16 protein-coding genes and 1 pseudogene are annotated in these 22,873 nt (G+C 38.8%); 9 read left to right on the forward strand and 8 right to left on the reverse strand.

What is annotated here, in order from left to right; translation table 11 throughout:
• Positions 1-415 precede the first annotated feature (415 nt).
• The 3 genes from H9N25_RS19790 to H9N25_RS19800 all read right to left on the reverse strand — a co-directional run bounded on the left by H9N25_RS19790 (position 416) and on the right by H9N25_RS19800 (position 7,542).
• On the reverse strand, positions 416-2,908 hold the full coding sequence (locus H9N25_RS19790) for a M14 family metallopeptidase (protein WP_190326990.1): 2,493 nt from the start codon (positions 2,906-2,908) through the stop codon (positions 416-418).
• A 155-nt stretch (positions 2,909-3,063) separates the two neighbouring features.
• The gene (locus H9N25_RS19795; protein WP_190326991.1) at positions 3,064-4,482 is read right to left on the reverse strand and encodes a SusD/RagB family nutrient-binding outer membrane lipoprotein; all 1,419 of its coding nucleotides are present in this window, start codon (positions 4,480-4,482) and stop codon (positions 3,064-3,066) included.
• 12 nt (positions 4,483-4,494) lie between these two features.
• Positions 4,495-7,542 (reverse strand): SusC/RagA family TonB-linked outer membrane protein, encoded by a 3,048-nt coding sequence (locus H9N25_RS19800; RefSeq protein WP_190326992.1) that lies wholly within the window; start codon positions 7,540-7,542, stop codon positions 4,495-4,497.
• A gap of 180 nt (positions 7,543-7,722) precedes the next feature.
• Here H9N25_RS19800 and H9N25_RS19805 point away from each other — a divergent pair, with 180 nt between their 5' ends.
• The gene (locus H9N25_RS19805) at positions 7,723-9,024 is read left to right on the forward strand and encodes a UDP-N-acetylmuramoyl-tripeptide--D-alanyl-D-alanine ligase (protein WP_190326993.1); all 1,302 of its coding nucleotides are present in this window, start codon (positions 7,723-7,725) and stop codon (positions 9,022-9,024) included.
• Between the two features lie 228 nt (positions 9,025-9,252).
• Here the strand turns inward: H9N25_RS19805 and H9N25_RS19810 are convergent, their stop codons facing one another.
• The 4 genes from H9N25_RS19810 to H9N25_RS19825 form a co-directional block, all read right to left on the reverse strand.
• Positions 9,253-12,111 carry a TonB-dependent receptor gene (locus tag H9N25_RS19810; RefSeq protein WP_190326994.1) on the reverse strand — a complete coding sequence of 953 codons (2,859 nt, stop codon included), beginning with the start codon at positions 12,109-12,111 and terminating at the stop codon, positions 9,253-9,255.
• 165 nt (positions 12,112-12,276) lie between these two features.
• Entirely contained in the window at positions 12,277-12,705 is a 429-nt protein-coding gene (locus H9N25_RS19815; RefSeq protein WP_243854039.1) for a gliding motility lipoprotein GldH, read from the reverse strand.
• A gap of 31 nt (positions 12,706-12,736) precedes the next feature.
• Entirely contained in the window at positions 12,737-14,278 is a 1,542-nt protein-coding gene (locus H9N25_RS19820; RefSeq protein ID WP_167295841.1) for a PSP1 domain-containing protein, read from the reverse strand.
• A gap of 1 nt (position 14,279) precedes the next feature.
• On the reverse strand, positions 14,280-15,428 hold the full coding sequence (locus H9N25_RS19825) for a DNA polymerase III subunit (protein WP_167295842.1): 1,149 nt from the start codon (positions 15,426-15,428) through the stop codon (positions 14,280-14,282).
• A gap of 555 nt (positions 15,429-15,983) precedes the next feature.
• On the opposite strand from H9N25_RS19825, the pseudogene ruvX reads away from it, so the two are divergent.
• The 7 genes and pseudogenes from ruvX to H9N25_RS19860 all read left to right on the forward strand — a co-directional run bounded on the left by ruvX (position 15,984) and on the right by H9N25_RS19860 (position 20,969).
• A pseudogene (ruvX, locus tag H9N25_RS19830) lies at positions 15,984-16,401 on the forward strand (Holliday junction resolvase RuvX).
• 7 nt (positions 16,402-16,408) lie between these two features.
• On the forward strand, positions 16,409-17,044 hold the full coding sequence (locus tag H9N25_RS19835) for an O-methyltransferase (protein WP_190326995.1): 636 nt from the start codon (positions 16,409-16,411) through the stop codon (positions 17,042-17,044).
• An 81-nt stretch (positions 17,045-17,125) separates the two neighbouring features.
• Positions 17,126-17,800 (forward strand): glucosaminidase domain and LysM peptidoglycan-binding domain-containing protein, encoded by a 675-nt coding sequence (locus H9N25_RS19840; RefSeq protein WP_190326996.1) that lies wholly within the window; start codon positions 17,126-17,128, stop codon positions 17,798-17,800.
• An 85-nt stretch (positions 17,801-17,885) separates the two neighbouring features.
• Positions 17,886-18,728 (forward strand): glucosaminidase domain-containing protein, encoded by an 843-nt coding sequence (locus tag H9N25_RS19845; protein ID WP_167295846.1) that lies wholly within the window; start codon positions 17,886-17,888, stop codon positions 18,726-18,728.
• Positions 18,729-18,776: 48 nt separating this feature from the next.
• The gene (locus H9N25_RS19850; protein WP_190326997.1) at positions 18,777-19,529 is read left to right on the forward strand and encodes a hypothetical protein; all 753 of its coding nucleotides are present in this window, start codon (positions 18,777-18,779) and stop codon (positions 19,527-19,529) included.
• Positions 19,526-19,849, forward strand: a complete 324-nt coding sequence (locus H9N25_RS19855) for a hypothetical protein (RefSeq protein ID WP_223833452.1) — start codon at positions 19,526-19,528, stop codon at positions 19,847-19,849. The genes H9N25_RS19850 and H9N25_RS19855 overlap by 4 nt, the downstream gene beginning before the upstream one ends.
• A 94-nt stretch (positions 19,850-19,943) precedes the next feature.
• Positions 19,944-20,969: a DUF3078 domain-containing protein gene (locus tag H9N25_RS19860; protein WP_167295848.1), complete on the forward strand. Its 1,026-nt coding sequence runs from the start codon at positions 19,944-19,946 to the stop codon at positions 20,967-20,969.
• A 7-nt stretch (positions 20,970-20,976) separates the two neighbouring features.
• Here the strand turns inward: H9N25_RS19860 and H9N25_RS19865 are convergent, their stop codons facing one another.
• Positions 20,977-21,708: a ferredoxin reductase domain-containing protein gene (locus H9N25_RS19865; protein WP_167295849.1), complete on the reverse strand. Its 732-nt coding sequence runs from the start codon at positions 21,706-21,708 to the stop codon at positions 20,977-20,979.
• 96 nt (positions 21,709-21,804) lie between these two features.
• On the opposite strand from H9N25_RS19865, the gene H9N25_RS19870 reads away from it, so the two are divergent.
• Positions 21,805-22,794, forward strand: coding sequence for a helix-turn-helix transcriptional regulator (locus tag H9N25_RS19870; protein WP_190326998.1), 990 nt, complete (start codon positions 21,805-21,807; stop codon positions 22,792-22,794).
• The last annotated feature ends 79 nt before the right edge of the window (positions 22,795-22,873 follow it).

Below are 22,873 nucleotides of genomic sequence, written 5' to 3' on the forward strand. Positions count from 1 at the left end.
TTTAAATAGGTTAGTTAATGATTCGCCTAATTTAAGCGTTGAGATTCAGGTTAAAAAGCTTTTTTTAACAAGTTTTAACAAAAAAGCACCAAAAAAAATCAAACACTTGATATTCAGACCACTAAAAAGCGTTAATTTTCTTTCTTATCGAGAAATAAACAGCTAAAAAACACTTATCTAATGGTTTTTTTCACAAAAAAGATTATTTTTTTGTGAAAAAAATGAAATTTAACTAAAAAACCACACCAACCACACCCAATTATAACTAGAATACTTTATTTCTATTAAAAATAAACAACGCAAAGAGATAAACAACCAGATATTTGCTTAAAATATATAGAATATTGCGATAATATCAGAAAAATAGCGAGAAAACCACAACCTTATGGAGAAAACAAGCTATATATTGCATGCACTAATAACGACAAAATAAGATATTCCCGAAAAGAGTCTTACCACCTTCCCAAAAATTCCTGAAAAGCGGGTCGTTAGCCAAATAAACTACTTGGCCTCGCCCGAAATCTTGTACACCAATAAGGAGTCCGGTTTTAAGGTCTTCTCTTGCTTTTTTGCCAACTACACCAGCCATTAAGCTTTTTTCGTTAATTAAACCCACGTTCCAGCCTTTAACAAAAGGCTCATAAACCTTGCGGTCTGTTTTTAAACTGTAGTAGGTTTTACCCAAGCCGTAAGAAAACGGGTGACTAGCATCGAGGTTGATCCGATAAATTGCACCTGGTATGGTCGTTTCGAAATCGTCTCTGTCCTTATCCTTGAAAAGAAGTTTGTTCGCTTCAGGCTTTTCGTCCTTTTTTACAACCGCTTCCTTCTTTTTAATATCAAATCCTTTTTTCTCGAATACACTTTCGATTGCATCTTCCATCAAAATCAATCTTCCTCCTTTATTTAACCAGGCCGTTAAACCATCACCTATAAAAGGGCTATAACTTCCATCTGGCAAAACCAAGGTGTTTACTTTATTAATATCCAGGCTATTCAGATCTTTAGCATTAATAATGATTGGCGAAAGATTTAAATCGTGCTCAAGAAAAAACCAAGCTTCGCCAAAAGCGAGAGAAGAAACCTCCATGCCAGATACAATGGCAATTTTGGGCTGTTTTAACAATGGATAAACATTAGAACCAAAATCTTTCCCTTTTTCTACAAAACCACTGCTAACGGCCTGGACTGGCCTGTTCAAGGTTTTGGTAATCGATGCAAGCTTATCTTTTATCCCTCTTACCAGTCTTTCGTTTTCCGCCCTCAACACAATTAGGGTTCCGGCAGGATAATCTTTACCGTTTACAGCAAATGGCTGATCGGCCTGTCTAACTTTTATATTTTCTTTTTGCAACGCAGTTAAAACCTGAACATCTTCGCTTGTTCCCCAGCTAAACAACCAGGCTAAGGGTTTCTCCACCTCGTTATTGATTATTTTTGGTTCTTCAATCGCTGAATACTTCCCTTTTATACTTTCTTTACTGGCATAAGCCTTTAATCCGTACACATAGGGAAGGGCCCAGGCGGTAATATCATAAGTGTTAGAATCGGTTACAAGGGTTTGGGGCTCTAATAAAACATTGGCCAAAACTGCTCTTGGCTGCTGAATATTAACAATTAAATCGTTACGGGCGATGCTAAAATTTTCTTCCTTTTGGGTATCATAATCGTACCCCCTTCCGGTTTTATCACTACCAAAGGCAAATTCGATTTTATTTTTAGTTAGCAGTTCTGCCAATCTTTTTAAGCGGGATAAATTAGTCGCTTTTATGATATAACTTTTATAAACGCCCGGACTATTGGCTAATTCCTGCTGGAAATATTTTTTATATTCCTCTAATAATTTATTATGGTTTAAAGAGGTTACTTCAAGGGTCGACATCCCCGTTGTAAAGTGGTGTGCTATACGGTCTTTTAGGGTTAGCGTATCACCGTCATTGGTTACCACAGATAATCCAGCCCTGATTCCGCCCTGTTCATAGGTCATGCCGATTGATCCATTATATAAAGGATAAGTATCGCCATAGGAGGGGTATAGCAAATCGAAACGCTCTTTGGTGAAGTACTGCCAGCCTTCTGCATCAAAATATTTGGCATTATTCTTACCTACCACCACCTGGAAGCTTTTTTGCCAAGGTGTAATATCTTGGTGAACCGGCTCTGCCGCCGGTGCGAAATAGTAAGGCTCATTATAACTTTGCTCATGAAAATCGACATGCACCTGAGGCATCCATTGGTTGTATAGCGCTAACCTTTGCTGACTTTCAATTTGGGTTTGCCAGGCCCAATCTCGGTTTAAGTCGAAATAATAATGATTTGGTCTACCGCCCGGCCATGGCTCGATGTGTTCTCTTGACAAGGGATCAGAATTGGGTGTTTTTCCCACCACACTATTAAAGTAATTCACATAACGGTCTCTTCCATCGGGGTTTAAACAAGGGTCAATCACCACCACTGTATTTTTTAACCAATCTGTTGCAGGTTTATTATTGCCCGAAACTAAGGTATAAAGCATCTTCATGGAAGTTTCAGTAGAATTTGCCTCATTACCATGTACATTATAACTTAACCAAAGTATAGCGGGCTGATTTGTTAAATCGACACTATTATTATTCGTGCCCGTTGCCAAAACTAAATTGTTATTCCTAATCTGTTCCAGTCTAGTTATATTTTCTGCAGAAGAAACAACTGCCGCCATCAGCGGCCTGCCCTCATTGGTTTTACCATATTCTATCAATTTGACATTCTTTGGAGCTGCTGCAGCTGTTTGCCTAAAATAATCGACTACTTTATGGTGAGGAGTGAAGTGTGCGCCTAACTCATATCCCAAAAAATCATCGGGACTTTTTATTTGGCCATAAACACTTAGATTAATGAATAATGCAATGCAAAACAGAACGTATCTCATGAAAAATTAATTGTTGAATCAATTATACATAAAATAATCTTGATTTTGAGCAGCTGCGTTTATATCATTTTTGTGGTTAAATCACTATAAAAACGGATACCAAGGCCCAAAAAACAAAAAAGGCAACCCGAAAATCGGATCGCCTTTTAAAAAAATTAGTTGGCCCACCAAACCTTAGTAGAGGTAGCTATACTTTGCTGAGGTTGCGGGTTTGAAGTGATTTCTTGAGATGGATAAGGAAAACGTTGTGGAATATAAGGCTTAAAGGCATTTTGAACTACAGATAAGGCAGGATATCCTGTTCTTCGCCAGTCGTTATACACTTCAAGTGATAAAAAATCGGCAATGTATTTTTCGCCAATTATCGTTTTTAAAGGGGTAGTTGCATCAAGTGTTGCATGAGCAGCAAGATAAGTAGCCTTATCTGCAGCAGCTACCTTTAACATATCCATGTGTGCTCCAATCGCACTGTTATATATCGGCGTTGCTGCAGCGGCCCCTGATTTATAAAGTGTGGCCTCTGCTTTAATAAATAATGCTTCAGCATAAGTAGCCAGGAATACGGGAGCAGCTGAGCCACTATCATTCCCATCAATATACCCGCCATAAAATGTTCCTACAGTAGCGTATATGGTTGGGTCTGTGGCTGCCGCTGTACCACTCGTTCTACCAATATAATTGCTACCCGAACCTTGATTTGCTAAAACTGGCAATCTTGGGTCGTTATTCGCTTTTAAAATATTAACAAGATAAGATGACAAAACAACACCACCGGCACCTGGCAATGTATTTTGATACCAGGGATTTTCTGCTTTTGCCGTTCCTACATAAGTGATGGAAGCATTATCCGCATTTGAAGCGAAACCATTCTGTAGTGCTGCAAGGGCCAAATCGGCCTGGGTGGCAGCACTATAACCCGCCGCTTTACTCAAACGCAGATAATATCGAGCCTTAAGCGTATAGGCAAATTTCTTCCACGCACCTAAATTTCCGCCGTAAATAAAATCGTCAGAACCAATAGCTTTTCCAGATGATGTACTGCTTAGTTTAGCAATAGCATCATCAAGTGTACTTTGAATAACCTTATAGATACTTTCTTGGGAATCATATATTGGTTTTGTGCCATTTAGTGCCTGAAATGCCTGTGAATATGGAATGTCGCCCCATAAATCGGTACAAACAGCTAAATTATAGGCTAATAACACTTTGCCAACACCTGAATAAGCAGTACTACCTTTCTGATCGGCATTACTGATCAGGGTGCGTAAATTATAAAAGATAGCAGGATAAAGGTCAAAACTCCAGGTATTGTTTACATCTGTCGGGGTAATGCGATAAGTATCGATATTGGGTGATTCTTGATTTAGTGCCAGTTGTTGTGTCCAATAAGCTGTTGTAACCGATGGATAACCAGCGGCAATTTGCGTAGTGGTATAAAGCTCAACAGGAGATAAAATCAATGATTCCTGCACCTTTGTAGGATTATTGGGATCTTGATTGATATCCAAAAATTTTTTACAGCCCGTAAAAGAAAGCAGCAATACAGTGACTATTGAATAATATATAATTTTCATGGTTTTTCTAGATTAAAAGGTTGCTTTTATTGCAAAATTATAACTCCTGTTTGTTGGGGTAACAAAATTGGTAAAACTTGCGCCGTTACCCGTTCCATACAAACTCACTTCTGGATCAGATCCTGTATAATGAGGGGCGTAAACCCATAAGTTTCTGCCTGTGGCCGATATACTTAATCCTTTAAATGGTGTTCTCTTTAAAAAAGCCGGATTAAAGTTATAAGCCAATGTCACTTGTCTTAATTTATAATAAGTACCATCCTCTACGCCGGTTTCATCTACAACACTTTCATTATTTTGATAATACCCCTGATCGAGTTTAGCTACAGTTGTATTTACCGCCCCATCGCTTTCTCTAATACCATCAAATACTTTGGTCGCTGTCCTGTCTTCAGTTTTTTTGGTCGTTCCATAAAAATCTAAATAATGACCGTCTAAATTATAAACGTCACCACCATACCTCATATCGAATACGGCAGACAAGCTCAATCCTTTATAAGTGAAACTTGTAGTTAAACCTGCATTCCATTTTGGTGTTGTATTTCCAATTACACCAAGTTGATCGTCAATAATCGGATATCCATTATCATCGATCAATAATTTACCATCGCCGTTTCTTTTATACCTCGAACCATATATTACACCGTAAGGTTGGTTTTTATAGGCAAAAATACCTGGGTTTGTAAAGCCTGCAAATTGTATATTCTCCAAGCCCTGGCCAATTTCTGTAACTTCATTCTTTATTTTCGAGAAATTAAGACCGATATTCCACGTAATATCTTTCGTTTTAATAGGAGTACCATTCAAGACTAATTCTATACCCTTATTATACATGCTTGCCGCATTGATGGTAGCAGCATTAAAACCTGATGATGGCGTAATTGGAGTAGTGGTAATTAAATCAACACTTTTTTTGTCGAAATAGGTAGCTTCTATACTTAATCTACTTTTAAACATTTTTAGTTCAATCCCTGTTTCGAACTCTTTTAATCCTTCATTTTTAAGATTTGGATCACCATAAGTATTGGTTAGCAAAAATCCATTTTGACCTTGATAAGGAAATTCTATATTCGAAATTACTGGATGTACATAAGTGGTATTTAAAGCATATGGCCCTACGTTATCGTTTCCTACATAAGAATAAGAAACCCTGATCTTACCAAAATTTAAAACGTCATTATCATCTAAATGAAGCGGTTCGGTAAATATAAATGCAGCAGATGCAGAGCCATATGGATAATAATTTTTATCCTGGCTTAAAACCGAAGTACCGTCATAACGCCCTGTTAACGACAAAGATATCATCCTTTTATACTCGGTTGTTAATTGTGCATAATAACCAATTTTTCTTTTAGTATAATTATTTATAGAAGATATTTGAGTGGAAGCATTATTGATGTTATAAAAATCATTAACAGATAAGCCTACACCCTTATCAAACACAACCCGTTGAGAGTTACTTAGAATGTTGTTCCCCAAAAGTATGCTAGCAAACCAATCTTCATTAAAGTTCTTTTTGGCCTCTACAATAATGTCATTATTAAACTGTTTGTAATTTATTTCACGGTTATACATTTTGCCATCTGCAGACTCTCCACCTACTATCCCTGGTGCCTCATGGTAGTTACTGTTATCATTGTAAATGTCAGCACCACCGCGTTCAGTTATGGTTAACCATGGCAAAGGATTATAATTTACTGTAAGTACAGGTAAAAAACGGTTAACTGCAGATACAAACTTAGTATTATCTACCAACCAATATGGATTGTTCCTGGCCGCTCTGTATACACGCTGTGATCCATCTGGATTTGTAGTTGGGAACGGATTCCATGAGATAGGGGCCGCATAAACAGTCCAATAAGGACTAGCCAATCCATTACCTTCCGCCAAGCGGTCATTTACAGAATTAACATAGTTAAACTGCCCGGTAACAGTGATATCTTTTGTTATTTTATTCGAAAATTTCGTAAATAATGAATGTCTTCCAAAATCCGTAGACGGTACCGTTCCATTCGTTTTTAGATAGGAATAAGAAACTAGATAAGTAGAATTGTCTGTTGAACCATTTACCGCTAAGGTATTATCTGTGGTAAAACCTGTTTTAAAGAACTCCTTTCTTGGATCATGTTTCTCAACAGGTTGTCCATTTACCATTAAACCATCAATAAGTGGTCCCCATGAAGATGAACTTAGCTGACCATTATTTCCATCAACATAAACGCCCTTACTGCCTTGAGCATATTTGTCTTGAAATTCTGGCAAAATAGGATTATCAAAAGTGACGCCAGAACTTAGGGTTACCGATGGCTTTCCTTTACCGGTTTTAGTCGTTATAATTACAACACCTCTTGCTGCAGCAGCACCATACAATGCACTTGCCGCTGCACCTTTTAATATCGTTACGCTTTCTATAATATTCGGATCAATATCAATGGCACGGTTTGATGTTCCTCCGGCACTTAATGCACCATCTGGATTACCAGCCTCAGAATTATCAATCGGCACACCATCCAGAATAAAAAGGGCTCCGTTTTCTCCTGTTAATGAAGTATTACCCCGGATTACAATTTTTGATGACCCCCCTGCCGCGCCGCTGGAGTTTGTAATCTGAACACCGGCAACTTTACCAGCTAAGGCATTAACCAGGTTATTTTCTTTTGCATCTACCAAAGCACCTCCGCTAACTTCCTGGGTAGAATAGGTTAGTGTGCGTTTCTCTCTTTTTATGCCTAAAGCTGTAACAACCACCTCACCTAAAACTTTAGAATCAGTAACCAGCACAACATTAATTACGTTAGAAGCGCCGATATTAACGGTTTGCGTTGAAAATCCGATAGATGAAAATTGTAAACTCTTTGCCCCTGATGAAGTTTTCAGTGAAAACTTCCCATCTGCTCCAGTTGACACGCCTATATTAGTGCCGATTACCTTAATACTTACCCCAGGAATCGGTGTACCATCTTCTTTAGCGGTAACCGTACCCGTAATGGTTCTCTCTTGTGCCATTGCAACAGATACAAATAGCAACAGGATGAACAAACTTTGTAGTAGTTTCTTCATGATATAAATTAGTTTAGTTAATAATGATCGAAAAGTGATGCTAAAAAACAGACGCAATTCGTTTATAAACAATGAAAGTAGCGCCTTTTGAAAGGAAATTGATGAAGAAATAATGAAGATTAGAAAAAGAGTGCTTTATTTGGGCTTGATTCGTAATTTTACTTTCGCAATTTATTTAAAATGACAAGTACAGAAACCCTTTATCAGCATTACTTAAGGCACAACGTTATTTCTACCGATACCAGAAACATTACCCCTGATTGTATTTTTTTTGCGCTTAAAGGAGATCTTTTTAATGCCAACGAATTTGCCGCTCAAGCAATTGAAAAAGGCGCAGCTTATGCTGTTATAGATGAAGAAAAGTATGCTACAAACAATCAGTGCCTGCTGGTTGAAGACGTGTTAAGCACTTTGCAGGATCTGGCACGCCATCACCGTAAACAACTTAGTATTCCGGTTATTGGCTTAACAGGGAGCAATGGTAAAACAACGAGTAAAGAGTTGGTAAATGCGGTTTTAGCAGAGCGATATAAAACCTTTGCCACCTTCGGTAACTTAAACAATCATATCGGCGTTCCATTGTCTATATTATCCATTACGGATGATGTGCAGATTGCAGTAATCGAGATGGGTGCCAACCACCAAAAAGAAATAGAACTGCTCTGTACCATTGCGCAGCCTACCCATGGCATCATTACCAATGTGGGCATGGCCCATTTAGATGGCTTCGGCGGATTTGAAGGCGTAAAAAAGGGAAAGGCTGAGCTTTACGCCTATTTAAAAGAAACCCATGGTTATACTTTTATCAATAGAGACAATCCATACTTGCTTGAAATGAGCAATGCCGCAGGCTTGAATAAACTGATTTATTATGGAACAGAAAACGGCAATACCATTAAAGGGGAGTTAAAAAGCAGCGATCCATTTATCGAAGTGGATTGGACCAACCATGACGTTTCTTCTTCAGTCAAAACCAATTTAACAGGAAGTTATAACTTCGAAAATATTTTGGCAGCCATCTGTATTGGTGATTTTTTCGACATGAGCCCTGAAGAGATCAACACCGGTTTATCGAATTATCAGCCGAAAAACAACCGTTCTCAATTAACCAAAACAGAAAAGAATACTGTAATCTGCGATTTTTATAATGCAAACCCAAGCAGCATGACCGCTGCACTGAAAAATATCGCAGTATTATCGGCTGATAAAAAGACTGCCATTTTGGGTGATATGTTCGAATTAGGCCCTGAGTCACCTGACCAGCACGAACTTATTGCAAAGCAAGCTAATGAAAGTGGTTTAGACCAACTCATTTTTATAGGGAAGGATTTCTTTATATTTAAAGACAATTTTAAAGGTACATTTTTCGAAACCCCGGCCGAGGCCGCCACTTACTTACAGGAAAATCCGGTTCGGGATCATTTAGTACTGCTAAAAGGATCAAGAGGAATGAAACTGGAAAGTTTGCTGCAGTATTTATAGCCCTTTCTTCTAAAAGAAAAGCTGTCTCAAATTGAATTGTATTCTTATCAAAACTTTATTCACCTTACGTCATTCTCGCGAATGCGGGAATCTTAATGTGTGCTTCCATTAGCATTAAGATTCCCAATCAACCTGATAGCTACCGGGTTGGAAATGACGATACGTCTAAATATAATTTTCACTGGAACAATTATATTTATTTGAGACAGCTAATTAATTTAAATATTGTTAAAACGTACAGGCAATTTTTCCGTAAACATACCTGCCATTAAAGCCAAACTGACTAACGGCTCTTGAGTACAAAAATCTACCATTCGAGGTGTTGTCTAATCCCCCAGAATAATTACTGGCAGCGTCTCCGCTCAAATTATTTTCATTATTACGTGGATTGATATATAATCTATCAGGATAAACATCAAAAATATTATTGGCTCCTACCGTAACAGACCAGGTTTTGCTTGCGGCGTAACTTACAGAGAAATCAGTTATCCATTTCGGGGCAAAAGTTTGATCCAATTGAACTGGTAAACCATTGGCAGGGATATTTGGATCGATGGCATTTAAATAAGTAACCTCTCCAAAACGGACTGTTCTTGCCACGAATGATAATTTACTTACATTATAGGTTGCGGTAATATTTAACTTGTTTTTAGGTACGGAACTTTCGAAACGAGAGCGTTCCAAACGATCGAATAATTTAGCCTTTAAAGTTGGATCACTTTCAATTTTGTCAGAGCCCTGAATACTCCTCACCACGGTTTTGTTTACATTTCCGGCAACACTTAAAATTAAGCTGCTTTTTGCACCTAAATTGAACCTATTGGTTAAAACCACATCTATCCCGGCAGTATTGGTGGTAATGGCATTGGTAAAAAACTGTACGCTGTTAATTTGTGCCGTTGGATCTACCGTGTTTAAAATCTGGTTCACCACACCTGTTGGCACTAAAACCCCGCCAGAACGCTCGCGGGCATATTGGCTGGAGAAAACAATACGATCGCTGATATCAATGTTATAAGCATCAACGGTAAAAGTAAAGGTTTTGGCTATTTTGCCTGCTAAGCCTAAACTTCCCGATTTAGAAATTTCAGGTTTTAATGCACCAACACCAAATTGGGCAACAATAGGGTTTGCATTATTTACTGTTAAAACCTGGGTTGCGTTTGTGCCAACAAACTGTGTACTCTCGTTATTAAAGTATTGTTGGTGTAATGAAGGAGCCCTAAAGCCGGTTGCATAAGCTCCCCGCAATGAAACATCTCCAAAAAGCTTAATCTTACCTGTAAATTTATAAGAGAAGTTTGAACCAAAATCACTGTAGTTTTCATAGCGGCCAGCGGCTTCTAAGGTTACCCTTGATCCAAATTCAGCTTCTAAATCGGCATAGGCTCCAACATTATGCCGCGATTTATCCAGCGCATTGCTAGGCTTAAAACCAGGAAATACCTGTGCGCCAGATGCAGTAGGGGATGTTCCGATCAACCTTCCACCATTTGAATAGGATAACAGCTCGCCTTCTTTGATCTGATAGTTATCTATTCTAAATTCTCCCCCAAAAGCAGTATTTAACGAAGTTAAAAATCCACCGTCAAAAGTGTGCTTTTTGCTTAAATCAAGATTACTGGTGTTCTGTCTGAATAGTAACTCTCCAGCATAAAATGAAGTAGGGCTTGTACCTGTTGGTAAAGAGGCATTTACCGTGTTGTCAATATTAAACTCAATGGTATTCTCTCCACTTGTATTACTTAGGTCGTAATCCCAGGTGCCTATTTTACCTCTTAAACCTGCAGAAAATGAATAATCATTGATTTTGGTATCGATAAATGGTAAAAACCCGTTAGGGTAGATCGACAAATCTATCTGAGTAGTTTGTGTTGGCAAACGATAAAAACCCGCTGCACTACCCGTTTTATGGGTAAAACCTGCTGCATAATACAATTGGGTAGTTTTACCAAAATTGAACTGCCCGTTTAAAAACCCTCCACCGTTTTTGGAGTCAGAATTACCTACACGCATGTTGTTTCTATCTAAACCATTTGCTGCAGCCCTGGCGTCATCGGCAGCTTTTAAACTGGCAAAACGGGCCTGAAAATCGGCTTCTGTTTCTGTCGAACCCTTAGTTGGATTTGCAGAATACAATAATGGACGGGTATCTAAACCACCCCGGTTCGTATAGCCCCTTTGGAGGTATTGTGCCGCAAAATTAATGAAACCTTTGTCGTTTTTAAATGCCCAGCCTTTGCTAAAATCAACCTGAAAAGTTCTGCCATCGCTAAAATCGCGTCCTAAGGCACTTGAAGAAGATTGGCCAAAAGAGGTAGAGAAACTATAAGGCGTTACCTTTTTTAACACAATATTGATTACCCCGGCAATAGCATCCGAACCGTACTGCGCCGCAGCACCATCACGTAACACCTCAATGCGTTCTATCGCCGAAACCGGGATAGAATTTAAATCGGTTCCAACAGAACCCCGTCCGAAAGTACCATTAATGTTTACCAATGCTGTAGTATGCCTGCGTTTTCCGTTTACCAAAACCAAGACCTGATCTGGTCCTAAACCACGTAAAGATGCCGGATCGATGTGATCCGTTCCATCAGAAACGGTTTGTCGGTTAGAGCTAAAAGATGGCGCTACAAAGTTTAAAATCTGCGTTAAATCTGTCTGCGCAAATACTTTAACGTCTTTTGTAGAAATCAGATCAACGGGGACCACACTTTCGATGTTCGTTCTTGGTGTTGATCTTGATCCGACCACAACTACATCACTTAAAAGTTCTTTCGCATCCTGCAGTACAAAATCCATCGTTTTTACAGTATTATCAATCTGAACGGCTACTTCAGCTGTTTGGTAACCAGTAAAAGAAATCCGGACTTTATAAGCTCCTGCTGACGTAAATTTTAAGGCATAGAGCCCATTTCCATCGGAAGATGTTCCAATTTTTGAGCCAACTACCTGAATAGTTGCACCAGGTATAGCCAGGCCGGCCGAATCTGTAACTTTACCTTTTAAGCCTTGCGCAAATAATTGGGCCGACGTTAGAAAAAGGAGAATAGCGAGGGTGTTTTTGAATAAAATTCTTATCATAGTGTATAGGTTTATAAACAATAATAACAATTTTATCACACATTCTCACACAATAACTACCTGATAAAGAACAAAGTACTAAAAAAGTACCCTTTTCATGTAAATAATTAAAGACAAACGATCGAAAAAATGCAAAAATTAAATCCCAGGCAAGAAATAAACAAATTATTGAGCCAAATCAACTAAAACACCGACATCACTTACCTCCAAAAGTGGATTATCGCGCATATTCTGCTCAATTTCGATTTCAAACTTGCCATTTCTCGGAAAATGATAATTGGTTAGCATGGGTAAACTATAGCTGAACACGTTTCCAGAACCACTACCCAACCATTCGCCATCATTTTTAGCCAATTTATATTGATAACGTTTGGTTATCATTTTTTTACCATCCTTAAAATGGGCAAGAATAAATATATTGGCGTATTTATAATCTGCGGTATGCCTTAGCTTGAAATAAATATTATAGGCTTTGGTATTGTCTTTTATTTCAAATGCTGTCGAAATATGATTACGGTAAGTCCACCTGCGATTGGCAATTTCTACATTGCTATCAATTACGCTGGCCGTGCAGCCAACAAATAATGTAACCATCAATAAAAAGCCAAGCAAAATTATATGCTTTTTATTCAGCAGCAGGTTTATTTTCTGAACCATTATTATTGTTTCGGCGGTTGTTATTTTTCCTACGGTTATTTCTATTCTTATTTTTGCTCTGCTCTGGCTTAACACCCTCTGCCGCTACACTTCCTTCAGCTTTTACTACAGACTTTTGTGCTTGTGGCTGCTGTTTTTGCTTATTGTTTTGAGGTTTTGGTCCATTAACATGCTGTGGTTTCGGAACAGTCTGTTGGGGCTTTTGACCTGCATTTTGCTGCGGTTTTGATCCGTTAGGTTGTTGTTTTCCGCCTTGTTGAGCTTTCTGTGCACCATGTTGAGGCTGCTGAGCTCTGTTATTAGCTCCAGCGTTCTTTTCTCCGGCTGGTACTCTTTCCCTTCTATTTTGATTATTGTTGCGGTTGTTTTTCTGGTTATTGTTTTTATTCTGGTTGTTTTTGCCACGAGAACGTTCGTCTAAGCGGGTTAAACTATCCTGACCAACTACATTTTCATAATCGAAAGATTTTTCTATTACCACAGGCACAGCAACCTGTACGGCTTCTTCTTTTAAATTAGGTGCTTTTTTGCCTGCTTTGTTCATGGCCATGATTTCTTTTACCCTGGCTGCTTTAACCGGAATCCAGTTTTCATCGCCCTGGTAACTAAACCACATAATTTTTTTGAAAATATCTGTCTTTTGATGACGAGCATAACCCGCTTCTGTATCCAGGTTTTCAATCCTGTCCGGAATATCCTTTAATGCATCTAAATAGGTATCAAGCTCATAGTTTAAACAGCATTTTAATTTACCGCACTGGCCAGCAAGCTTTAATGTATTTAACGAGAGGTTCTGATAACGCGCCGCAGCTGTAGAAACTGTTTTAAAATTAGTTAACCAGGTAGAGCAGCATAATTCGCGGCCGCAGGAGCCAATCCCACCTAAACGGCCAGCTTCCTGGCGCATCCCGATCTGGCGCATTTCAATTCTGATACGGAAACTCTCCGCCATTTTTTTAATCAGCTCACGGAAATCCACACGTCCATCGGCAGTATAAAAAAATGTTGCTTTGGTTTTATCAGCCTGGTAATCTACATCACTGATTTTCATCTGCAAACGGAGATCGAGCGCCAGTTTACGGGCTTTATGCATGGTTTCCCATTCCATCCCTTTGGCGGCATTCCATTTCTCCACATCAGCCTCTGTAGCCTTACGGTAGATTTTTTTGGTTACCTGATCAAGCGCAGTTTTGCGGCGTTTCATCTGGATACGCACCAATTCACCCGTAAGCGAAACGTGCCCTACATCAAAACCACCAGTTGGCCCTTCAACGGCAACAAGTTCCCCAATTTCGAGGTAAATGTTATCGTTATTGAGGAAAAACTCTTTACGTGAGCCTTTAAATTTGATTTCTGTAACCTGAAAAGGTTTATAATTAGAAGGCATATCCAAATTAGACAGCCAATCGTGAACTTCCATTGTTTGGCAACCACCGGTGCCGCATGAGCCATTACTTTTGCATCCATTAGGGGTGCAGCCACCACCTGTTGAACAACTTCCACATCCCATATTAATTGTATATATATTGAGTCCCCGCAGGGAGCGTTTTAAACTTGATAATTTTTACCAATTGTAAAGATACATCTAAAAACAGAATTTTCGGGTTTGCGTTTCTTTCAATGTGGTAATGTGCCTTTTCCAGTTCGCCAATTATGGCCTCTGCCATGGGCAAGGTAAGTACATGTGTGCTGAGTTTTTTGGCCGTTTCGAAGGTTAGGGGAGGTAATTTCACCAACTCTTCGGCTCCGCTCAAAATTAAACAGCATTCGCGTAAATAATTTACGCCATATTTTAAAAAATTCTTCTGGTTTTCTCTTCCCCACTTGGCTGCTTCATCGGTAAAATCGATCAGGTCGGGCACTTTATTGCCAAATCCCATCCTCAGCCAGGCCGTAAATGTACCAGAACTATCGCTTTGCGTATCTGCTGCCAGTGCTTTTGCTTCAATTAAATTTCCATCGGCGAGAAATGAATAATCAATAGCCTGATGCTCGCTTAATCCACTCGCATTTAATAAATATCCTGTTACCTCTTCCGACGAAAGTTTTGGGATTTTCACAATTTGCGTTCTGGATAAAATGGTAGTTAAAATCTGATCCTGACTTTGGGCGATTAAAATAAACAAAGTATTTGCAGGCGGTTCTTCAATTAATTTCAGCAAAGCATTTCCGGCTTTATCCAAATATTCGGGCAACCACATAATCAAAACCTTGGTTTCGGCCTCAAAAGCCTTATAACTTAGCTTCTTAATAATATCGTGGCATTCGGCAATGTTAATGTTAGCCTGTTTATTGGCAGCATCGAGTTTAGAGCGCCAGATATCCATATCGAAATAAGGATCGTGCATTAACATGCCCCGCCATTCTTCCAATACATCAACGGCCGTTTTTACACTTGCCGAGGCAAAAAAAGGATAGGAGAAATGCAGGTCGGGATGAATTAAACGTTCGTATTTTCTACAGCTCGAACATTCGCCACAACTATCATTTTCGCCTTTATTGAGGCAATTGATGTATTGTGCATAGGCAATAGCCAGCGGTACAGCGCCAGAACCAGCAGGCGACAAAAATAGTTGCGCATGGCTAATGCGGTTTTCTTTAACCGTTTGCACCAATTGTTGCTTCACTCTTTCCTGTCCGATGATTTCTTTAAACTGCATTTGGTGCAAAATAAGAAATAGATATGAGATTCACACATTCGTCATTACGATCTTACTTTTGAAACACATTTTTTAGTGTTAAATGTTAAATAAAGCTCATAACTTCTGTAGCTTATCCGGTCAATATTATTTTGAAAAGCAAGGTCTTGTGCGTTTCGGTTCCGAAAGCCCTGCTATCTCTTCAAGTCCTCGCTACGCTGCGGGCTTTTCGTTCTATCAGGTTTATTTAACTAAATCAGTAATTCTTCGGAAATAAACCTTTAAAACCAGAATATCCAGATATAATATGCTCACCAACTTCACCCAAACCGTACAGGCCTGAATCAACTAAACCTGATGGGAGAGCGGACATCCTACAGCAGGACCGTATATACCCAAGTACTACAGGCTTTGCTTTACAAAAAATGAAACCATCAATTTTTACCATAAACAACATACGCGTTGCCTCAACATTAATCTTGGTTTATTGATTATTTCAAAAACCTTACCTTTGGCTTTTATTTTTTAAACGGGACTAAACGCTTTGCACCAAACACCCTACGCTTAATTATTTTTATGGCACGTATCCTCGCATTTGATTATGGAACCAAACGCATCGGCATTGCGGTAACTGATCCTTTGCAGATTATTGCAACAGGGCTTGACACCGTGCATCCGAAAGATGTGATCGAGTATGTTAAAAAGTACATGCTTACCGAGCAGGTGGAGGCTTTTGTACTCGGCGATCCTAAACAGATGGATGGATCTCCATCCGAATCCGCACAACATGTAAAAGGTTTTGCTACACTGTTAAAAAAATCATTCCCTGATATCCCAAGGCACTGGGTTGATGAGCGTTTTACCTCTAAGCTTGCCCATCAGGCCATTATGCAGAGTGGCTTAAAAAAAAATGGACAGAAGGGATAAAGATAGGGTTGATACCATTGCCGCAACCATCATTTTACAATATTTTATGGAAAGTAACCGTTTATAACCAACAAATGAGCCTGATAAACGACGATTTACAAGATTTATTAATTGCCTACTGCGAACCTGAAAGCGAACTGCTTCAACAGATAGATCGCGAAACTAACCTTAAAGTTTTAATGCCCCGTATGCTATCTGGCCACTATCAGGGCCGGGTTTTGAGCATGCTCAGCAAAATGATCTCCCCTAGAAGGATTTTAGAAATCGGCACTTTTACCGGTTATGCCACTTTATGCCTTGCTGAAGGATTAACCAAAGATGGCATATTGTATACGCTGGATATTAATGAAGAATTGGAAGATATGGTTCGCCATAACTTTGCCCAATCTGCATTTAATGATCAGATCAACTATATCCTTGGCGATGCTACCACTACAGTAGCGGGTTTAGATGAAGTTTTCGATATTGTTTTTATCGATGCCGACAAGAAAAACAACGGCACCTATTACGATCTTATTTTTGATCGCGTTCGCCCAGGCGGGATTATTATTGTTGATAATGTACTATGGAGTGGAAAAGTACTTCAGGAGAAACAGGATAAAGACACCAGAAATATTACTAGTTTTAATGATAAAATAGCTGCAGATGAACGGGTTGAGAAATTGATATTACCTGTTCGGGATGGTTTGTTTGTGATCAGAAAGAAATGATGATGGCGTATAGTTAATGGCTGATGGCCGATAAGCCAAAGTGATCAACCATTATACCATAGTCTATTAACCAAAAAAGAAATGAAGAAAATTTTTACTTTTTGTCTGCTCCTTTTAACAGCAATTATTGCGAAGGCACAAGACACAGAAGAATATATTGCAGCGCATGTAGAATATGCGCAGGGCTTAATGCACGATCATAAAATTCCGGCCAGTGTTATTTTAGCTGTTGCCATACATGAATCGGCTGCCGGAAGCAGTAAAATAGCACAACACCTTAATAATCACTTTGGAGTAAAAGGCCCGAACAACAATGCGGAAATACGGTCATCTTACCGCGATTATTTAAATGCGGATGAATCTTACAGCCATTTTGTAGAGATTATGGAAACCCGAGAGCCTTTTAATAATCTTTTTGAAAAATATGATCAATACGATTACAAAGGCTGGGCTTATGGAATCCGCCGCTGTGGCTACGCCAGAAGTAGAAGCTGGGCCAACCAGGTAATTGGCTTAATTAAAAAATACGAACTCTATCAATACGATGAGCGGCCAGAGGGATATGAAGAGCCAGTGTATGCAGCACCTGTTAGCCACCGAGCAAAAAACAGAAGAACAACAAAAAGTTATACCGTAAAATCTGGCGATAACCTGAGTATAATTGCCAAAAAGAAAGGCACAACCGTGAAGTCCCTCATGCAGAAAAACGGCATTAAAAAGGCAAACTTAAAACCAGGACAAAAATTACGGTTTTGAGCCATGAGTCCGAGGTCGAATCCAACAATTAGCTTTATTCAGTTTCACAATTAACCCGTTAACCGATTTAAACAATTAACCCCATATGCGTTCATATAACCATTACATCTTTATAGCAGCAATACTCATCTTTTTTAGCTCTTGCGGTACGCGGAAATTTTCTAAAAACAACAAACAGATCGAAAAGGCAGCCAACAAAGCCAATAACAATTCGTACAAAAGCTATAATACTTTAAGTTATATTGATGAGTTTAAGGGTGTGGCGGTAGAGGAAATGAATGCAAATGGCATCCCCGCAAGTATTACCCTGGCGCAGGGAATTTTAGAATCGGGCAGTGGAAATAGTGATCTGGCTAAATACGCGAACAACCACTTTGGGATTAAGTGTACATCGGATTGGAAAGGGAAAAACTATTTCCGGGATGATGACCAGAAAAACGACTGTTTTAGGGTGTATAAAGATGCCCGCGAATCTTTCAGGGATCACTCTGAATTTTTAAAACGCAAACGTTATAGTTTTCTTTTTCAGTTAGATAAAAACGATTACAAAAGTTGGGCGCAGGGGTTAAAAACAGCAGGTTATGCAACCAATCCAAAATATCCTGATCTGTTAATCAACACCATTGAAAAATACCAGCTTTACCAATACGATCAATCGGAAAACGAAAAACAGAAGATTGCCCGCGAAGATCGCGTGTTTTCAGAAATCAACCAGAATATCCCTCAGGAAAAAGCTAAATTTACACCAGTTGAAACTCCACCAGCAGGGGCTAAACCCATTCTTGCCGATGGTACTTATACCGTTGTTAAAGGAGATACGCTCTATAATATTGCAAAACGCTTTAATTTAACAGTCGATCAGTTAAAAATGCTGAATGAAATGAGTACGGATGCTATTAAGCTCGGTCAGATACTTAAGGTTAAATAATGTTAAGTACAAACATAGCCTGCCAGATATTTGTAGTTTTGTAGCTTAATGAAGTTTTTTATTCCCTTTATATTTGCTTTGGGCTTCACTACGTTGCTTCACGCACAAAATAAACCTGTGCAGGGAATTGTTATTGATAAAGAAACCAAACAGCGTTTGGCCAAGGTTTATATTTATAACATCCGTACAGGTGATGGTTTATACAACAATACGAAAGGCGAATTTAGCACCTTTGCACTACCGGGCGATACCTTGGTTGCAGCTTTATCAGGCTACGGTGTAGATACTATTGTTTTTAAAGGACAAACAGCCGCATACTTTCAGCTCAGATCACTAGGCATCAGATTGCGCGATGTAGTTATTCAGCAAAAAAAATTAAGCCCACAGCAGCAATACGAAAAAAATGTTCAGGAATATCGTTACCAAACCATGAAAGGAAGTAGTAAAGATTTATTGAATTTAGGCAATGGTGGTGTTGGTTTAGGTATCGATGCCATTTATAACCTATTAAGCAAACAAGGTAGAAATGCCCGTCACCTTCAAAAAATCCTCGAAAAAGATTATCGGGAAGAGTTGATTGATTATCGTTTCAATGCCAGCCTGGTTAGTCAGGTATTAGGTATAAAAGATGCTGAACTGACAGATTTTATGCAGCAATATCGGCCCACTTATCAATTTGTACTAGATGCAACAGATTATGCATTTAATCTTTTTATCAGGAATGCCTATAAAAGCTACAGGCTAAATCCCAAAGCCTTACAATTACCTGCATTGCCTAAAATAACGATCGATAAGTTGTGAAAGCGCCCATACTGATCGTTAAAAAACTTCCGGCAGCGGGTATGGCAATCTTTCCGTTTATCCTGCTAAAATCGGCAAAGCTTAAAAACGATCCGGAGATTATTAATCACGAGAAAATCCATCTGCGCCAACAGCTAGAATTACTTGTATTCCCATTTTATACCCTATACCTGCTTAACTATCTGATCAACCTGATCAGATACAAAAAACACGATCTCGCCTATCGGAACATTATTTTTGAGAAAGAGGCTTACGATTATGAAACCGACTTAAATTACCTAAAAAATGGCAATTGGTATGGTTGGATCAAAAAGATGTGAAACTGCTGCTTTCACTTTAGCTTCAATTGCCGTTCTGGTAATCATTTTGTTAAATGCTTTTTATCTCTAAAATTTTTCTTTTTCTTTGTAGATAATGAAGAACTGTTTAGCTGCCATAATCCTGATTCTAAGTTTCTGCTCTACAAAATTATATGCACAGGAAATTGATACTATTCCGATCAATACAAAAGACCTGAATATAAAGTTAAAGCGTAGTCCGTTGCCAAGCAGGCAGGGACCATTAAACTTTGAGCCTGTAAAAATTAAGCCTTTGGTGGTAAACGCTAAGATTAATTACTGGAAAACAAGAACCAACATCGGCATCAATATTAACCAGGCCCAATTCAGTAACAACTGGAAAGGTGGCGGTACCAACTCTGTGGCTGTTGGAGGGCTATTAAACTGGAAGGCAGAATATAACAAAGACAGCTATAGCTATGTAAGCGAACTTGTTTTGCAATATGGTAAAATCAAAAATAAAGATCAGCTGCAAAAGAAAACCAACGACCGTATTTTTTGGGATAATAAAGCTTCTTTCCAACTTTCTAAAAGCTGGTTCTTCTTCGGATCGTTAAGTTTTGAATCCCAGTTCGATAACGGTTATTCTTACAGTGTCACAAACGGTCAAGAAACCGCTACGCTGATTTCAAAATTTATGGGTCCAGGTTATTTAACAGAATCTATCGGTTTCGAGTATAAACCTGTTAAATATTTTTCTACCCGTATAGGTACAGGTACTGCACGCCAGACTTTTGTTTTGGATGAAAAGCTTTTTCTTGATCCGGTTGATAATACCAAACCACCAAAAGCTACTGTTTTTGGGGTAGAGTATGGCAAAAAAGTACGTAACGAACTGGCTTTTCAGATAGTAAGTGCATTTGATAAGGATATATTTACCAATACAAATCTTAAAGCACGTTATCAGATGTTCATTCCTTATCAGGATTTTAAAATGAGCAATATTGATCATCGCTTAGATGTTGCATTAACGGCAAAAATCAATCGCTTTATGAACACCAGTTTAACTGGTGTACTGCTGTTCGATAAAGATACCGGCACCAATAAAATACAGGCAAACCAAACTTTAGCGCTGGGTTTTGGCTTTACCTTCCCCAGATAGCATCAACCTAAGCCCCACCAATTTTACCCATTTCCCAGTATGGCATGGTAATAATCTGCCTAAAACTTACACCTCTTTGCTTTAAGTAACGTTTAAATTGCTGTACTGATTTCGCTCTTCCGGTAAGGTAAAACGTAGCATTTTGCCACATTTCCCAGCACATAGGATGCATATTTTCCATCCAGTTGATGGCATTTTTGGCCGGAGTATCCACATCAGAAGGTACCGCATCAATCAACAGTTTTAACTGTTCAACTGAGCAAAGGTTTTCTTCCTGTAGCTCCAAAATGCCAAAATATTCTACATCCTCATCTACTACTTTTTTCCCAAGCGATTCGTACAAACCCAGGCTGGTTTCATCACCAAAAAAGAAATGCTGGTTAGATTCTTCCTTGTATTTAATTCTCGCGCGGTCTAGAATAAGTTTTAAAATGTCTCCCTTCTGAATGTTCACGGCAAGGCTGTGCCCGGGTCCTTGTCTGTTTAAATAAAAGATAACCTCGCAGGTTTCGTTCATTTGATCAAAGGCAGATAGGGTATAATGCCGGTACTCGTTGGCATTAACCCTAAACAACACTTCCATTCCCGGAATAAATTCAGCATCAAAAAAATCGCCTTTAAAGGTAACGCACTTTAAATTGCTGCTTAACATTTTAGTTTCTACAACTTCTACTTGATATATTTTATTGCTGATCACTTTTTCCATTGTATTGGCCAGCCATGATGGTAATTTTGGCATAGTATTCTTTTGTTTAGTAACTTTGAACAAAAGTAATGGTCTAACAAACGCATCTTTTTATACCAAAAGGATTAAAGTTTATATCAAAAGGATTTTATGGCTTTAAACATTTATGATGGTGACGAAAAATACTATATTGTTGGTAACAAATTCGCCGATAACGAATTTAACCAGGCACTGGTAACCGAAAGAAGGGACAAATACAGCTTTCCCTTTGGCGATGCAGAGATTGTGGAGATCGCTTTTTCAGGTATTTACATTGTTTACGGCGATATGCTAGTGAAAAAGAGCCGCCTACGCATTAAATCTTTTGATGAGCCTGATATGGTTGAGCTTCATTTTTCAATTACAGGTGGCGGCATTATGGAAAATTACCTCACCAACAAACGCCTGGATATCAAAGCCAATCAGCACAATATTATTTATAGTCCTGATTTTGATGGGATGGCTGAATTTACTACCAATGGCCCGCATAAATTTTTCGAGGTAAATTTCGAAAGAGCCCGTTTTGTTGATTTAACTAGTGAAAGCAGCACTTTGCTAAAAAACTTTGCCGAAAAAATCATGAACAACCGCCCGGTAGAGCTTTCATCAGAAAACCTGCCCATTAGCTTAGCCATGCACAGTTGTATAAATGATATTATGAACTGCCAGTTTACCGGCGGGTTAAAGCTCTTGTTCCTGCAATCTAAATGCCTCGAACTTTTGGCATTGCAAGCCCAGGCTTTTGAACTTGCAGCAAAAAAAACCGACAGCTCTACCATTAAATCGGCATACGATAAAGACCGCATTTATTATGCACGCGAATATTTGTTAGCCAATGCCAGCCATCCCCCGTGTTTAACCGAATTGGCAAAGGTTGCAGGCATAAACGAATTTAAATTAAAACAAGGCTTTAAAGAGGTTTTTCAGAACACTGTTTTTGGTTATTTAAGCGATTATAAACTGATGCGGGCTAAAGAACTCTTAACCGATAGCGCCAAAAACATTAAGCATATTTCCGATGAACTAGGCTATTCTTCGGTACAGCATTTCAGCAGTGCTTTTAGTAAAAAATTCGGTATAAGCCCTGCAAAAGCAAGGTAGTTTAGTTGAGCATTTAGAGTCCAAAGTCTTTAGTCTCAGCGTATATTTCCCATTTCCTGGCCTTGGGTTTAAAGCCGAG

The organism is Pedobacter riviphilus (genome assembly GCF_014692875.1).
Lineage (GTDB): Bacteria > Bacteroidota > Bacteroidia > Sphingobacteriales > Sphingobacteriaceae > Pedobacter > Pedobacter riviphilus.